Source organism: Brevibacillus reuszeri (genome assembly GCF_002897295.1).
Taxonomy (GTDB): Bacteria; Bacillota; Bacilli; order Brevibacillales; family Brevibacillaceae; genus Brevibacillus; species Brevibacillus reuszeri_A.
The window spans coordinates 181897-198010 of the sequence record NZ_BEXF01000009.1 but is presented as its reverse complement, the minus strand read 5'-3'; the positions used below and the strand labels follow the sequence as shown (position 1 = coordinate 198010).

Here is a 16114-nt window from a genome sequence, read left to right as displayed (position 1 = left end):
TATCATTAACAAAAGGATATAAATCTACAATATCGGAATAGGAGGAAAATGGACCAAGCAAAGACAAATGATGATATTCACCTATCTCGGTAATTTCACATAAATTAATTTAGAAGTAGGATTCTATATCCGGTATTGCATGTTTAATTTTTTGGAGGAACCATTAATGGAAAGGGGACTATCTCCAAAAACAATAGGCCGACTACCTGCCTTTAAGCAATGGAGGTATTTGTATGATCAATTTCTATTCTTTTCAAGGGACCGTTACGATGATAAGTGATTTCATTACAGGGGGAAATGGTGAAGGGGAAGGCTGTTATAAATTAATATCTGTAGACAACGGTTTAGGAGCATCAGTCAACTTCGTAGTATCGCCTACAACTTACTTTGTAGACCATGTAATGGTGGCAATAGGAGATCATGTAACTGGATATTATGATGGGAATGCGCCTGTTCCTTTTATTTATCCTCCACAATATCAAGCATTGGTCATGGTAAAAAATAGCTCATTTCAGAATGTAAAAGTAGATTATTTTAATAGTCACATGGTGAGTAGTGACGGGCAATTACAACTAACTATTGCTCCAAATACCCAAATCGTGTTAATAAATGGGCAACCCTTTTCTAAAAGCCCCGTGAACCGAGATCTTATTGTTATCTATGGACCTGCCACAAGGAGTATCCCAGCCCAAACTATACCTTATCGAATAATCGTTTTGTGTTAAAAGTTATTTGCATCTGCTTTTTTCCATAAAATTAGGTATAAAAACTCGTACATTTTGGGCGAGTTTTTTGTGCTGGAATTAGGGTCTGCACCTTCCTCTACCATTAGTCTCGAAAAGAATCCTTTGGAGAGAGAATAAGAAAAAACAAGCCTACCCCTTCTCACCCACGGGATAGACTTGTTTAAACTACTTCACCAAAGCCCATTAAAAGCATCTCGCCGACTAACCCCTGCGCCCGATGATTCCCAACGTATCTTTTCGAATAATAAACATAGTTACTCTTTGACTCTTCTTTCAATTTATCATTACTTCGCTGATAAACCACCATCCACGACGACGGCACTGCCTGTCATGGCGGATGATTCGTCAGAAGCCAAGAACACAGCTACATTCGCGATCTCAATCGGTTGGATAGTACGCCCGATCGGTTGGATATCATGGATGCTCTTCAGCACATGGTCACGCCCGCCAAACAAATCGGCATGGGCGTCATTAAAGGTCGTATCTACCCACCCCGGGCAAATGCAGTTCACCCTTACATTCTCTGCAGCAAAATCCAGCGCCATTTGCTTGGTGAGCATATGAATAGCGCCTTTGGAGGTTACATAGGCAGACAAGCGCGGCTCCGCGACAAAGCTGTTGGCGGAGGCCATATTTACCACAGAGCCTCCCCCTGTCTTAATCATTTCTGGCAGGAAATATTTTGAAGTGAGAAACATGGATTTCACATTGACTTCCATCGTACGATCCCACACTTCTTCCTCCGTTTCGACAACGGAGCCCGGGATATTGATCGCCGCGTTATTGCACAGGATCGTAGGAATCCCGTAGTTTGCCTTGGCAAAAGCCAAGAGTGCCTGCACTTCAGACGCTTTGGATACGTCAGCCTGAAAAAACACGGCGGTGCCGCCCCTCCCCTTGACAGCTGCTACTACTTCTTCCCCTACACTACTAACATCGGTCGCGACTACACGGGCTCCCTCTTCCGCAAATCTGTGAGCAATGGCAGCTCCGATACCACGTGCCGCGCCTGTTACGACTGCAATTTTGTTTTGTAAACGCATCGATGTGTACCTCCTCGTCCTGTATTTTCCTTTACATGTCCTTGATAACAGGGCCTTTTTTACAAATCTCTCATTGTTGGCGGCAGCTCTCTAAATCCTTTTGTTTTAAATGCTAGCAGAATGACACCTACAACCATCCAGCTTGTTCCTACAGCAAAGGTCTTCCAGTCAAAGCCCCACCATACGAACCCAATAACCAGGAAGCCCAGCCATGGGAGCAGGCAGTAGTTGATGAAGCCCTTCATGTCTCTCTTCCGTTTTTTCATGAAGAAATAAGCGAATACGGAGAGATTCAGAACCATAAAGGAAGTCAATGCACCGAAGTTGACCAGTTGAATAATCGTTTCAATTGGCATAAACATCGCGATAAAGAAGGAAGCCACACCAACGAAAATGGTCGCATTGAATGGTGTTCTGTATTTCGGGTGAATTTTGCCCAAAAAGCTTGACATCGGGAGCAGCTTGTCGCGGCTCATCGAGTAGATAATACGCGAAATGGCCGATTGAATCGCCAAAGCATTTGCAATCCCTACTGCAGCTACGGCAATCAGAATGAAAGCATAGTACAGGAACTCTCCACCGACTTCTCGTGCGATATCAAAGTACGCCATATCCGGGTCGAGGTTGGTGTAATCCGGGTGGGCAAGCGCAGCCAGATACGTTTGCGCCATAAAAATCACACCAATCAGCACCAGCGTTGACACCGTAGCTCGTCCAACAGTTCTGCCTGGATTTTTCACTTCTTCAGAAAGCGTCGAAATGACGTCGAACCCTAAGAAGCCCAGAACGGCGATAGAAGCTGCGCTTGCGATAAATCCGAGGTCAATCTTGTCCGCTTGGAACAGCGGTGCCAAAGAGAAGCCTCCCGCCCCATGACCGTCAATAAACACGAATTTAATAGCTAATCCCATAAATAAGAGAAGAATGGCGATCTCAAAAAACAGAAAAATTTTGTTCGTCGTTGCTGTCAGCGTAATTCCACGTGCGGTCACAAATGTATTAATAGCAAGAAATACCAAAACAATGACGGGGGTAGGTATGGCTGGAATAATGCTGTTCAACCACATAGCCGAAAATGCTGTCAGCAAAGCTGGTGCCATTAAATAATCGACGGCGATCAGCCATCCGGTTACAAACCCGACATGAGGGTTCAAACCGCGCTGCACATACGAATAAACAGAGCCTGCAATCGGAAACTCGTTGCTCATTTTGCTATAGCTAAGCGCGGTAAAGACCATCGCGATGATGCCCACCAGATACACGATCGGAACCATTCCTGATGCTTCATGTGCAATCATCCCATACACCTGAATGGGCGCGATGGGGAGCATCGTGATCAATCCGTAGATGACCAAATCCTTGAAAGTAAGGGCTCGCTTCAACTCCTGTTTGTAGCCAAGGTTTGTGTTAGTCTCGGATGATTGCACTTCTGCAGTGGCATTTGACATTTGCAGCACCTCGTTTTAAAAATTGTCGAAGCGAAAAAACCACCGAAGGGGTGGCGTTACTCAATCGTTAACGCCACATACTTCAGCTCCATGTATTCCTCAAGCCCTTGGTGTCCTCCAACTCTGCCAATTCCGCTTTCCTTTACGCCACCGAATGGCGATTGCGGGTTGGCAAGTGAGGTACCGTTAATAGCTAGATTCCCTACCTCAAGTCCGTCAATCATGCGGAACATGCGCGCTGCATCCTTCGTAAACACATAGGCAGCCAATCCATAAGGCGTATTGTTGCACCTGGCAAGCACTTCTGCTTCATCGGTAAAAGTCAAAACAGGGGCGACTGGTCCAAAGATTTCACGCCTCGTTACATCCATATCTGCGGTCACTTCATCCAGCAACGTGGGAGCATAAAAATAACCGTCTTGCAACCCTTCATCCGTCACACGTTTGCCGCCTACAACGAGCTTGGCCCCTTTTGCCACGGCATCGCCCACCAGTGACTCGACCTTATCGAGATAGCTTGGGTCAATCATCGGGCCGATTTGCGTGCCTTCGTCCGTGCCGACTCCTACTTTCAGATTGCGGATTTTTTCAGCCAGCTTTTCCACGAGCTCTGCTCGAATGGATTCGTGGGCGTAGATCAAGTTGATCCCGTTGCAAACTTGTCCGCAATTCTCGAACTTGTTGCCCATGATCGCATCGACAGTCTTGTCTATATTGGCATCTGGAAAGACGACGACCGGCGCATTTCCGCCCAGCTCAAGGGTAAGACGTTTTACATTGTCAGCCGCTTGGCGCATCAAGATTTTGCCTACCTCCGTGGATCCAGTAAACCCGATCTTGCGCACGCGAGGATCTGCTGACAAGGTTGATCCGATTTCCTCGGCTACACCCGTCACGACATTCGCAACACCTGCCGGAATGCCTGTTGCCATCAAATGATCGAGCAAGGCGATGGCAATGAGGGGAGTCTGTTCTGCAGGCTTCAGTACGAACGTGCAGCCGGCTGCAAGTGCAGGTGCAACTTTGTTCGCCACGATGGCGCTGGGGAAATTAGCCGGAGGAATGAGTCCCACCACACCAATAGCTTCTTTAAATACCATCAAGCGTTGTCCCTGACGAGAAGCGGGAATAATCTCCCCATACGCACGCTTCCCTTCTTCGGCATACCAGCGAATGTAGATTGTGGTCCCAAAAATTTCGCCTCTGGCTTCCTCAAGCGGCTTTCCTTGTTCCGTCGACAGCAGCCAAGCCAGTCGTTCCCGATCTGCCAGTATACGATCCGCCCAATCCAGCAGATATGTAGCCCGCTGATCAGCAGGCAGCTTTGACCATGCCGGAAATGCTTGTGATGCAGCATCAATTGCCTGGTTGGTTAATTCCTTTCCACCGCGAGGAACACGTGCCATCGGCTTTCCTGTAGCCGGATTCATGACATCCATCGAATCTTTTACAAATACTTTTTCCCCATTAATCCAGGCATAGTTTAGGTCGTCATGCTGTACCCAGTACATTGTGGATTGTCCTCCTTTTCATCGACTACGAAAAAGCGATTCGACTACGTTAAATAAACTCGAAATACTTTTTCCGTTCCCAATCGGTTACTTCAAGGAAATAATCGTTTAGTTCATTGCTTGCAGCTGTCAGGTAATGATCGACAACGTCATCTCCCAAAAGCTCGCGCGCGATTTTACTGTTCGAGAGTTTTTGAATCGCTTCTGCCAAATTGGCTGGCAAGCGCTTTACGCCAGGAGCACTGGAGGCATCACCTGTTGTTGGTGCCTCAATGTCGATTTTATGCTCGATACCGTACAGTCCCGAGGCTAAGCAGGCTGCCAGAACGAGATAATGATTGGCGTCTGAGCCTGGAATCCGGTTTTCAATACGGCATGACTTGCCTTGTCCATCTACGCGGAAAGCGGTCGTGCGATTATCTTCACCCCATGTCTGGGTATTCGGCGCTCCCCCGGTATTGGCAAGACGCTTGTACGAATTGATGTACGGCGCATAAAAGAGCATGAACTCAGGAGCAAGTGCCATCATGCCACCAAGGAAGTAGCGCCCAGTGTCCGACAATTTATACGGATGGTTTGCATCGTAAAATACGTTGTCTCCTGCGAGATCCCACAGGCTGATGTGCGTATGCCCGCTGCTGCCAGAAGCGTCTGTATCGTGCTTCGCCATGAACGTCACCATAAGGTTGTTCAACGCTGCGATTTCTTTAATGCCATTTTTGTAAATCGCGGTTCGATCTGCCATCTCCAAGGCTTCCGCATACTGTACATTCAACTCAACCTGGCCATTTCCCCATTCGCCCTTCAGTGCTTCCACAGGGATTCCCGCCTCTTCCAGATAGCGAGCAAGCTGCCCAAGGAACCAATCATCCACGTTCAAGCGGTAAATCGAATAGTCTATTGGATACGAGAAGAGCGGCTGAAGATTCGAAAAATTCTTTTCGCGAGCAGTATCTATCGTTTCTTTGAAAATATGAAACTCAATCTCAGATGCGGCATAAGCGCGATAGCCAAATGCTTCTGCTTTCGCCAGCTGCTTTTTCAAGATATTTCTAGGGGCAATCGTTACCTCTGAACCGTCCTTGTTATAAATATCACCAATCACCACTGCATTTTTAGGAATCCAAGGATACGTGCGCAATGTAGAGATGTCCGGTACCACTTTGATGTCGTGCAGCCCTGTGTCAAAATTGCAAAACGTATAGTTCTCTGCGTATTTCAAGCTGACATCCCAGATAAAATTGATGGCGCAGGTGTGAATTCCGCCGACAGCATCATCAAGGAAGTAGCGTACAGGCACTTTCTTTCCGAAAAGCTTTCCTTGCATATCTACACCGGCTACTGTAATCATGTCGATTGTTCCATTTTGGTATTGATCCTTTAATGCTTCGAGGTCAAGCTTCCCCATGAGGCCCACTCCTTTTTATGTATAGTCGACAATGTTTAGTGAATGGTCCAACCGCCGTCCACGACAAGCGTGCTGCCTGTTACGTATGAGGCATCGTCCTGAGCCAAAAACAAAACTGCATTTGCAACATCCTGAGGTTGCCCGATGCGACCTACAGGCAGACGCTCGAGGACCCACTCTTTCACTTCTGGGATAGCCAAGCCTTTTTCAGTAAACGGGGTTTGAATCACACCAGGAGCAACCGCATTGCACGTGATGCCATACGAGGAAAGCTCCAGGGCAATGGCTTTCGTCAGCATATGCAATCCGCCTTTTGACGAGTTGTAATGAGGCTGGCAATGTCCGCTGCTAGAAACGACACGGTGTGCTTCCACAGATGTAATATTGATAATGCGTCCGCCCTGCCCAGCTTTGATCATTTCTTTTGCCACAGCTTGCGAGCAGAGGAACGGGGCTTTCAGATTCACGTCATGTACTTTGTCCCATTCTTTCACATCCAACTCAAGAAACGGTGTAAATGCAACGATACCCGCGTTGTTCACAAGGATGTCCACTTTCCCGAACTCTTGTACAGTTTGAGCAACCATATTGTCTACCTGATCCTTTTGGGTAACATCCACTTTCACAACCATGGCTTTGCTGCCTTCAGGAGCTAGGGAAATCGTTTCATTTGCTCCTGCTTCATTCAAATCAGCGACGACCACCGTAGCTCCTTCTTCGAAAAGACGAAGGGCAATCGCGCGTCCATTCCCTGAACCTGCTCCCGTTACGATCGCAACCTTATTTTTCAATTTCATCTCTACTCACCTTTCCTTCCAGTTGTTTAATGAGATATCTCAATATTTTTTGATAGAGGACAAGTGACTCAATCTCTACATATTCGTCAGGGCCATGATGATTGGCGCCAATGGGACCAAACTCAACGGCTGGAATGCCATACTGGGCGAAAAACCGCGTATCTGCCGACCCGTCCTGTCCAAACAATACGGTTTCTCTACCGAAGATGTGGGCGGTCGATTGATGAAGCGTCTGCACATAAGGATTACATGCATCAGTTGTAACAGGTGAACCATGTCGAAGCATTTCTACGTATGCATCTGGTACAGCTTGACGAATCGATTCAAGAATATCCCCTGGATTTTGCGTGGGAAGATAACGTATATCCAGGTAGAGCGAACAACGATCCGGCACCTGATTTAGCGCACTGCCACCCTCAATCCTTGCCAGGTTAAATGATGGTGCCGGGAAAAAACGGCTACTTTCTTTCATGAAATCAAGGGTCGCTAGCTGGTTGTACTTTTGCATAGCTGCAACAATCGCATTTTTTCCAAGCCACGGTCTGCTTCCATGGGCTGCAATACCTGAAAACTCGACTTTGACCTGCAGTACTCCCTTTGCCTGAACAGCAATATCCAGATTGGTCGGCTCTCCACAAATGACAAAATCGCCGATGCTCCCTTGTTCGACCAGATAGGCACTGCCCAATTCACCGCCTTTTTCCTCATCCGGAACAAGTTGCAGAATGATGCGACATTTCGGCGGCTGCTGAACAAGATCTGCTATGAGAGCCATCATCGCCGCCACGGCACCGAGCATGTCGTAGCTGCCTCTTCCATGCAGTCTGCCTGCTTCCAACCGCGGGATAAAATTCTCGGTATGACCAGGGACAACATCGAGATGGCCATTCAAGACGAGCGTACTGCCAGCGTTAGCTTGACCGATCGTTGCTGTGATCATTTTAAGACCTTGATTCTCCCACAGACAGACCGGAACTCCATGGCGCTGTAACCAATCCGCACAGAATTCCACAGCGTAATTGATTCTCTCAGGTGTCGTGCTTTCCATTTGGATCAGGCTGCTAGTCAATCGAACAAGCGCTTCTTCCAAGATGATCACATCCTTCTTTCACCCATGCTGTTCGTTCTGGTTCTTTTTTCCTATTCGATATCATCTGCCACCTACTAATCTAGCAAGTCCTATGCCAACCAGCTTCGATATAATTCCTATAATTCTGAATGAACAGAAAAGGGGAGAAACGGGCGATTATACACCCACTTCTCCCTTTTATCCCAATTCCCCCATTTCATCATGACCGCTGCAAACTTGATAGCCTTTATCGGTTAAAGTAATCCCCCCACGACCTGTACTTACTTCAATCAGTCCATCCATCCGCAGCTTTTCAACGATCTTTCGGACATTTGTTTCATGAATAACAACACCATTTTGACGGGCCAGCTCGACGAGTGACCGTCGTCCAGCATTCTTTCCATTTGTCTTGGCAAGATAAATCAAGTTGAGTATGAAGTGCTCGTTACCCAGACCTGAGCGATACAATTGAAGTGGCAATCCGTTTGACTGGAGAACAGTCGATTGCATTTCGTTATCATCCCCTAGCCCGGGGATATCCTTGGGAGACAGATTGGGATCATTCATAAAAGCTACGTATTCCATAGCGCTTTCCAGCTCACGCACATTTCCATGCCAATTGTGTTTGATAAGCGATCCGAGCAACGGCTCCAGAAGCGTTTCATTCGCCCCTCTTCTCCGCAAAAAATGAGCAGAAAGCAGCGGAATGTCCTCTTTGCGCTCTCGCAATGGCGGAATCAGCAGCTGAAGTACTTTTAAACGGTAGTACAAATCAGCGCGAAAGGCTCCCTCATTTACCATCCTGGCCAAATCACGGTTGGTTGCCGCAATTACCCGAACATTTACGGGAAGTAAACGGGTTCCACCCACTTTCAACACTTCCTTCTGCTGCAGAACACGCAGAAGCCGACTTTGCATATTTGGTGAAATATCGCCGATTTCATCCAAAAAGATCGTCCCTTTGTGCGCCTGCTCGAAAAGACCCGGCTTGCCTCCTTTACGTGCCCCTGTAAAAGCTCCCTCTTCATAGCCAAACAGCTCGCTTTCCAGCAAATTATCCGGCAATGCACTACAATTGACGGCAACAAACGGAAACGAGGCACGGGCAGAAGCCTGGTGAATCGCATGCGCAAATAATTCCTTCCCCGTCCCGCTTTCTCCAAGAATAAGCACTGCAAGATCGCTGCCCGCCATTTTCTCAGCTTGCTCTACCACTTTCTTCATACGAATCGAGCTAGTCACAAGATCAGAAAAAGAAAATTTCGCATGATATCCTTTTGAATGAAGCCTTAGCTTTAGCTCTTGCTCTTCTACGTGACGAGCCGCTTTTAACGTCAGTACACCGCCAGTAAAATGGCCATTTTCTTCGATCACCTGTCTGCTTGCGAGAACTCTATGCTTTTTTATCTGTAAAAGACAATCGTTGAATTCCTCCGCCATTACTTCTAGATTGATTCTAACCCTTTCAAAAAGGCTTTTCACCGAAAGCTGGTTTGCCTCCTGAACCGAACACTCAAACAAGGCTTGGGCTGCTGTATTAAAGAATGTGATCCTTCCATTCAGATCATAGGCGATGACGCCATCCTGCACCATGTCCAGCGTTTGCTGCAGTAATAGCTTTGTATGAATCAAACCTTGCATCGTAATTTGGATGCCCTGGCTTCTCGTAATAATAGATTCAGAATAAACAGATAAAATATCTTGGACGTCACTATTCAGGAGATTAAAGTGAGTCAGGATGTCGACGAGTGTGCTGACATCGATCACACGTTCTCCAATATCAATTACCCGATTGATACTCTCTGGCACAAGCTGTCCTTCACCTGGTGTAATCGCGGAAGTATACGGTGGACAGCTTTGAATCTCCGGATAATAGGGGGCCAGCTCAATGTGACCTGCACCCAGCTCCCGTAACAGTGCAATGGTTTCTTCTGCTGAATCTTTCTCATCGTTGACCATGAGCAGCTTTGTCCCTACAGGAATCGACATCACCTTTTCCCAACTGGTTCGCAGCAGGGTACGGCGTATGATTAATATCACAGTCCCCGGTTTTATTTTTGGAGCGAGCTCTCTTGTAAAGATCGTTTGTGTACTGATGAGGACCATATCGTAAGTACCTTCATTGTTCCAGGACTTCTGCGAGAAACCGTAAAATTCTATATATGTGCCAAACAATACAATCAATTGGTTGGTTATAGCCTCAGCCGTTTTATCAGAACCCGCGATCACGGCTACCTTTTTCTTTAATTTGATAGGAAACACTCCTTCTTCCTCCACTTGATTTTTAAGAATCTGATTATGTCTCTCTCTATATATTATCGTCATTATTTGACAAATAATTATGTGAATTGACAAAAAAAGAACCCAATAATTGGCACGATTCTTGCTATTTAAATAACAGAGCATTTTTCCCACCAAAATAGATGAAGGAGTTGAAAGAAATGCCACGCAAGAAGATGCAGGTCTCATTCTTTGGGAAGAACTTGGTGCTCGCCTGCTTGACTATTCTCTTGATGGGCTTGATGCTGGGGGCCGCTAGCTTTGTTGTTCAGGATACAATCCTCCAGCAAAATCTGGATGAACAAGCACGTGGATTTGCCTCTTACGCAAAAGGAGAAATCGACATTGCTGACATCAAGAGCGCCATTTCCCAACCTGATCCAAAAGACCCAGTCCAGATCAAACTAACGTCCCAGCTGGACCGAATGTCCAAAGAGAATCCAAACATCGCCCAAGCCTATGTCTTTGGAGCAGAAATGAAAAACGGCAATAGCAACCTCACTATCGCATTGCCGACTCATGTGTACGAAGCGGGTTTTAAAGCTGGCGACTTTTTTGAACAAGCCCCCCAATGGGTTGTCGCTTATGAGAAGCTGATGAAGAGTAAAGATGCGGTGAATACGGGAATTTACACCGACGTGTATGGCACATGGGTTACTATTCTGCAGCCGTTGATGGATGAAAACGGGAATGTTATCGCGATCTTTGGGGTTGACACAAACGCGAATATCGTAGATCGAGGCAAACAAGAGCTATTTCAATGGTTGGGTATCGGCTTCCTTGTATCCTTTATCATTGTGTTCTTCTTACAATACGGCTTCCTACGTAAATTCTTGTCACCGCTGAAAGATCTCGTACACGTAATTGGAAAAATGAATGAAGGTCACCTGGATGTCTCCATTCAAGTAAAACAAAATGATGAGCTCGGCCTGGTCGCAGAAAAAGTGAACGGTTTGATCAATCACTGGCGTACCATTATCGAGAACATTCAAAAGCATGCAGAGCACGCGGCAACCTCTGCACATGAATTAGCGGAAGGTGCAGCTCAGAACACGGCTACCTTGCAGCAAGTGACTGAGACGATTCAGGATTTGAAGGCCGGAACAGATGCTACCTCCCTCTCCGCAAACGAGAATGCCCGTGCCATGGTAGAGATGGCTACAGGAATTCAGCGCATTGCTGAATCTACCTCCTCAGTAGCAGAATCCTCTCTCGACATGTCGAAGGAAGCAGAGAAAGGTACGGATTCTGTGCAAATGGTCATTGATCAAATGGATTCGATCAGCCGCTCTGTTCAAATCTCATCATCTGCGCTAAGCTCACTCGAGAATAGTTCGAAAGAGATCGGCCATATCGTCGATGTTATCACCGAAATTGCTTCCCAAACCAATCTGCTGGCTCTTAATGCAGCGATTGAAGCAGCACGTGCTGGCGAACACGGGAAAGGTTTCGCAGTTGTGGCGGATGAAGTTCGAAAGCTTGCAGAACAATCGTCCAAATCGACAGCCCAGATTACCCTGCTGATCGAGGAAATCCAGCAGGAAATGGGTAAAGCGGTACAAAGTATGAAGCAAGGCACGAAAGAAGTGGAAACAGGTATTCAGGTAGCGAAAAACGCCGGAGATGCTTTCCAGCATATCCTGAACGCCACCCAACAAGTTGCCGAACAGGTCGAAGATGTTTCCGCTGTATCTGAGCAAATGTCGGCCAGCTCCCAACAGGTATCTGCAACTGTGACCCAATTGGCCTCTATCTCCCAAACGTCTGCCGATCAAATTACAGATGTAGCTGCCGCATCGGAAGAGCAATTCTCCTCCTTGCAAGCGATCTCTGAATCTGCTCAACGTTTGAATCAGATGGCACAGGAGCTTCGTGATACCGTTAACGTATTTAAAGTATAAGCAATAGAAATGTCCTTTTGGTTGCCTGGCAGTCTGCATCCTGTCACTGTGATCAAAAGGGCTTTTCATTTTACGAGCCTAAAGAAAAGGAAAGACAACGTACGAGGTGAGCTGATCTCCCTCGAAGGCCGTTGTCTTTTTTAAATATCTGTTATCATTTCATATTTCACTTCAGAATAATTGTGAATCATCAACTGCTTCTGTATCATGTTCCCCGTGCGTTTATCAATGACTCTTCTCCATATCTCGTTCTCTCTATAGTTCTTCCCTTCTATATGATGAAATTGATGATTTCTTTCTTCCAAGTGATACGAAAATGGTAATTCGTTATCACAAAATACGATTCCTTTTAGATGCTGATCAGTTAACCAAACATGAAATTGAAACTTATGATTGGTAGGATTACAGAAACGCAAATCAATGTAATTAAAAAATACGCTTGCCCCACTTCCAAAAGGCAAAACTCTATGCTCATCCGGAAATGGATCAAAACTATGATGATGTCTTTCCGTAATTTCTAACGGCGTATGTAAGGCAAGCCAAAAAAGTAAATTAGCTAATTGACATAACCCTCCCCCAACACCCGTTTTCACTTCACCTTGAGATAACAACAATCCGTCAATATATCCGTTGCTTGCTTTCGGTTTCCCGATTAAATGCCAAAATGAAAATGTTTCACCTGGTTTGATTACAATACCGTTAATGGATTTTAAAGCAATGCTTAAATTTGTAATTTTATTTTCCTGTAACACAGGATCGGATGCTCCTAATTTTCTTCTTAAAAGAGATTGATGCCGTTTTACCACATAGGGAAATCGATCGGCTTTTCTTTCTTCTGCAAAATTCACGAAAAAGTTACAACTAGCTCTCTTCATACGAAGCTGAAGGATTCTAAGTCTATATACCAAAGGGAATTTAACCAAGACTTGTTTTATCATTGAGCAGCCACCTATTAACAATTGATTTTTGAGTGTGATGGAGTTTCGGATAATTTGAATATTTGCGAGTTTGTAAATAAACCCAAACAAACCTTACTAATAGAAAATATACCATATAATGTATTTCCGGCATTTGTTTTTATTACCAATGGCATCAAATCATAAAATGTATCACATTTACGCAATGGCTTTGGAAAACCGCCAGCGACGATCGAAAGGAAGTATGAAAGAAACTCCGAAAACCCACTACATTCAAGGGGTTTCGGAGTTCTTTTTTGAGTCAACCCCGTGCAGGGCTGGTTTTCATTTCATAGATTTTTTGGAGCGTATAGACAAGCTTCGTCTTCTCGTCATCATCCTCTGTGTGGAGATACCCCTCCACAAGCCTGTACCCGAATACGAGAAGGATCAGCTCGTAGACGCAATGATCGACGATCGAAGATACATCCGCATACTCCGAAAAGCCTTTGTAATACGCTGGGACACACCGTTGGTAGTTTTCGACCATGTGATCGATATCCGCTTCATCCGCAATCAGGCTTGCGAGATCCTCGCCCAGGTAGCCCCATCCGGATGTATCCCAGTCGATGAGCACGATTTTCCCATCGGCATAGATCAGGTTGGACACCCAGAAGTCCCGGTGGCATAGCACGAGGGGTAATTGTTCGATGCGGGCGAGTATCTCGTCTGCGTGCTCATCGATGTCGATGAGCATTTGCCGCACGTGCTGCGGGAATACGCAGTCCTCCGAGCGTATATAATCGTAGACGACCGGCCATGACCGGTAATGCAGATACGTTTTCTTCATGAGATCCGCATGACTCAGGTTGGTCAGGCTCTGCAGCACAGCGGGCCGCTCCGCATACAGCTTGCCTTGAAAGCGTCCTAACTCCAGCGCAGCCTGTTCATACATGTCACCGGTCAAGTCTAAACCGGTTACGCCATCGATATATTCCAGCCACAGCTGGAATTCATTTTCTTCGGCGTTGATCTCAGCGTGATAACATGTCGGCCAGCGGAGGGCATCTGAGAACGTTGCTCCCAAGTCAGATGCATAGAGATCATATTCCCGGCGCCATGAACTCGGATCGCCGTAACGCTCCCATTTCTTCTGGATTTTCAGCACGATACGGTACGGCAATTTTTCGCCATCCGCGGTTTCGGCGATCCCCGTTACCAGGTACACATTTCCCATAGTTCCACCCTGTAATGGCATGGTTTGGCAGTCGGCCGAGATGATATCCTTCTTGAAACGTCGTCCTAAGGCATAGATCAGCGTTTCGAATTTACTATTTATTTCTTCCAACCTCCATTTTTCTTCGTTTGCTTGCTCCACATGTTTTATCCTGGACATACTTGTTCCCATGCTGCTGGGCAATATACTGTACCCACCGTTCACGCGGCAACGAACCGTCAGCAAGTGCGGCGAAAACGTCACAGCCTGGCTCGGCCTGATGGCGGCAATCCGTATTTCAGCATTGAGGGAACCATTCCCCCACATCGGTAAAACCTTCACATTTTACTATACGGCGACTTATCTTTGTTATCATGAACTGTGACAAGCTGTTAATTGTTTGGAAGGAAATAGTAGTTCTTGATCAAATAAATATGAAGATGATCAGGTAATACATTTTTACACATGAGGAGATAAAACTATGGCAAAAAACAAATTATTAAGAATGGACAATGTTGGCATCGTTGTAGAATCCCTTGATGACGCAATTTCTTTCTTCGAGGAGATTGGCTTGAAGCTCGAAGGACGAGCTACTGTAGAAGGTGAATGGGCTGGTCGCGTAACAGGGCTGGGTTCACAGTGTGTAGAGATTGCTATGATGGTTACCCCAGATGGCCACAGCCGACTTGAACTTTCGCGATTTCTCACCCCACCTACTATATCAGATCACCGAACGGCTCCTGTAAATGCCCTCGGTTATCTACGCGTCATGTTCACCGTTGAAGACATTGACGAAATGATATCCAGACTCACTAAGTATGGTGCTCAGCTCGTTGGCGAAGTGGTTCAGTACGAGAACTCGTATCGGCTCTGCTACATTCGTGGAATTGAAGGACTTCTAATCGGTTTGGCGGAACAACTCGGTAATAAATAAGTGACGTTTAAAAGAAGACTTACCTGAAATATACATTACTAGAGTAAAAATAGAAACAGAAAAGCAGTGTGAAAGTATCTCAAAGAAGTCGGTTGCATCATATAAACCCCCCATTCACACTCCGGGTCTTGGCGATCCTCGGTCCCGGAAGCAGCGTCAGCCTTAGACTATATCAATGTCAAGGCTGACGCTACCCTTAAGCCAAGGTATCGTAGAGTGAGAATCAGCTTTAACCTCCAAATTTCCTCTGCGGTGTACAGACGATATCTCCCTGAGGTAACCTCTGCAGGCTTAAGCAGCCCAATTTCGTCGTAATAACGAACCGTTCGGACTTTTGAATCGGTCAATTTGGCTACTTCGCCAATCGTATACTTTCTGACATAAGTGGTACGTTTGCATGTACCCTGTGGATTGATATCTTTTCGGCTATCTGATTGCAAGCTAGCACCCCCCATATTTATCATAAACTCTCCAGTGATCGGAGACTCAATGTAATTTTTTGGTAAAACAAAAGGGAGACTTTCGCTAACAGGAATTTAATCGGTCTGGGAAGGTTAGGTGCTGCTATTATTTCACTGTATTTGTCTAGTTGTTATACCGCTATCTCTTTGATCAATGGCATCATGCCGCCCAAGTTTATACGATTCAGGTTACCTTGCGAGTCTCGGGTAAATCGCAGCACGTTTTCGTTGCCACCCACGTTTAGGGCAAAGCCATCCTCTTCAACTGATCGCAACGGAATTTTCGCTTTGTTCATCGTCAACATCAATTTTCCTTCTTCCACTTCTACTGTCATCCCTATGCCGGCATGTGCCTTGTAGTTGCCTACATACTCAGGCAAACGATTTGTAGGCCTTCTCACCAT

Annotated in this window: 14 protein-coding genes; 3 read left to right on the top strand and 11 right to left on the bottom strand. The window is 46.1% G+C overall.

Annotated elements, in window-relative coordinates:
- Positions 1 to 233: 233 nt before the first annotated feature.
- The gene (locus C3B52_RS16445; protein ID WP_103107485.1) at positions 234 to 725 is read left to right on the top strand and encodes a hypothetical protein; all 492 of its coding nucleotides are present in this window, start codon (positions 234 to 236) and stop codon (positions 723 to 725) included.
- A 305-nt stretch (positions 726 to 1030) separates the two neighbouring features.
- On the opposite strand, the gene C3B52_RS16440 is transcribed toward C3B52_RS16445, so the two are convergent.
- The 7 genes from C3B52_RS16440 to C3B52_RS16410 all read right to left on the bottom strand — a co-directional run bounded on the left by C3B52_RS16440 (position 1031) and on the right by C3B52_RS16410 (position 10284).
- Positions 1031 to 1789, bottom strand: coding sequence for an SDR family NAD(P)-dependent oxidoreductase (locus C3B52_RS16440; RefSeq protein WP_103107484.1), 759 nt, complete (start codon positions 1787 to 1789; stop codon positions 1031 to 1033).
- A 59-nt stretch (positions 1790 to 1848) separates the two neighbouring features.
- Positions 1849 to 3237 (bottom strand): APC family permease, encoded by a 1389-nt coding sequence (locus C3B52_RS16435; RefSeq protein ID WP_103107483.1) that lies wholly within the window; start codon positions 3235 to 3237, stop codon positions 1849 to 1851.
- Positions 3238 to 3293: 56 nt separating this feature from the next.
- Positions 3294 to 4748 (bottom strand): NAD-dependent succinate-semialdehyde dehydrogenase, encoded by a 1455-nt coding sequence (locus C3B52_RS16430; protein ID WP_103107482.1) that lies wholly within the window; start codon positions 4746 to 4748, stop codon positions 3294 to 3296.
- 49 nt (positions 4749 to 4797) lie between these two features.
- Positions 4798 to 6156, bottom strand: a complete 1359-nt coding sequence (locus C3B52_RS16425) for a glutamine synthetase family protein (protein ID WP_103107481.1) — start codon at positions 6154 to 6156, stop codon at positions 4798 to 4800.
- 35 nt (positions 6157 to 6191) lie between these two features.
- Positions 6192 to 6953 (bottom strand): SDR family NAD(P)-dependent oxidoreductase, encoded by a 762-nt coding sequence (locus C3B52_RS16420; protein WP_103107480.1) that lies wholly within the window; start codon positions 6951 to 6953, stop codon positions 6192 to 6194.
- On the bottom strand, positions 6937 to 8052 hold the full coding sequence (locus C3B52_RS16415) for a M20 family metallopeptidase (RefSeq protein WP_103107479.1): 1116 nt from the start codon (positions 8050 to 8052) through the stop codon (positions 6937 to 6939). The genes C3B52_RS16420 and C3B52_RS16415 overlap by 17 nt, the downstream gene beginning before the upstream one ends.
- Positions 8053 to 8220: 168 nt before the next feature.
- Entirely contained in the window at positions 8221 to 10284 is a 2064-nt protein-coding gene (locus C3B52_RS16410; RefSeq protein ID WP_164684809.1) for a sigma-54 interaction domain-containing protein, read from the bottom strand.
- A gap of 179 nt (positions 10285 to 10463) precedes the next feature.
- Between C3B52_RS16410 and C3B52_RS16405 the strand changes: the two genes are divergently transcribed.
- Positions 10464 to 12203: a methyl-accepting chemotaxis protein gene (locus tag C3B52_RS16405; RefSeq protein ID WP_164684808.1), complete on the top strand. Its 1740-nt coding sequence runs from the start codon at positions 10464 to 10466 to the stop codon at positions 12201 to 12203.
- Between the two features lie 140 nt (positions 12204 to 12343).
- Here C3B52_RS16405 and C3B52_RS16400 read toward each other — a convergent pair whose 3' ends face one another.
- On the bottom strand, positions 12344 to 13051 hold the full coding sequence (locus C3B52_RS16400) for a VanW family protein (protein ID WP_235615747.1): 708 nt from the start codon (positions 13049 to 13051) through the stop codon (positions 12344 to 12346).
- Between the two features lie 370 nt (positions 13052 to 13421).
- Positions 13422 to 14438, bottom strand: a complete 1017-nt coding sequence (locus C3B52_RS16395) for a phosphotransferase (protein ID WP_103107553.1) — start codon at positions 14436 to 14438, stop codon at positions 13422 to 13424.
- 358 nt (positions 14439 to 14796) lie between these two features.
- Between C3B52_RS16395 and C3B52_RS16385 the strand changes: the two genes are divergently transcribed.
- Positions 14797 to 15249, top strand: coding sequence for a VOC family protein (locus C3B52_RS16385; protein ID WP_103107475.1), 453 nt, complete (start codon positions 14797 to 14799; stop codon positions 15247 to 15249).
- A 167-nt stretch (positions 15250 to 15416) separates the two neighbouring features.
- Here C3B52_RS16385 and C3B52_RS16380 read toward each other — a convergent pair whose 3' ends face one another.
- Together C3B52_RS16380 and C3B52_RS16375 are read right to left on the bottom strand one after the other, a co-directional pair.
- A complete protein-coding gene (locus C3B52_RS16380; protein ID WP_235615746.1) occupies positions 15417 to 15689 on the bottom strand; it encodes a MerR family transcriptional regulator in 273 nt (90 codons plus the stop codon).
- A 152-nt stretch (positions 15690 to 15841) separates the two neighbouring features.
- The gene (locus C3B52_RS16375) at positions 15842 to 16114 is read right to left on the bottom strand and encodes a DUF3471 domain-containing protein (protein WP_103107474.1); all 273 of its coding nucleotides are present in this window, start codon (positions 16112 to 16114) and stop codon (positions 15842 to 15844) included.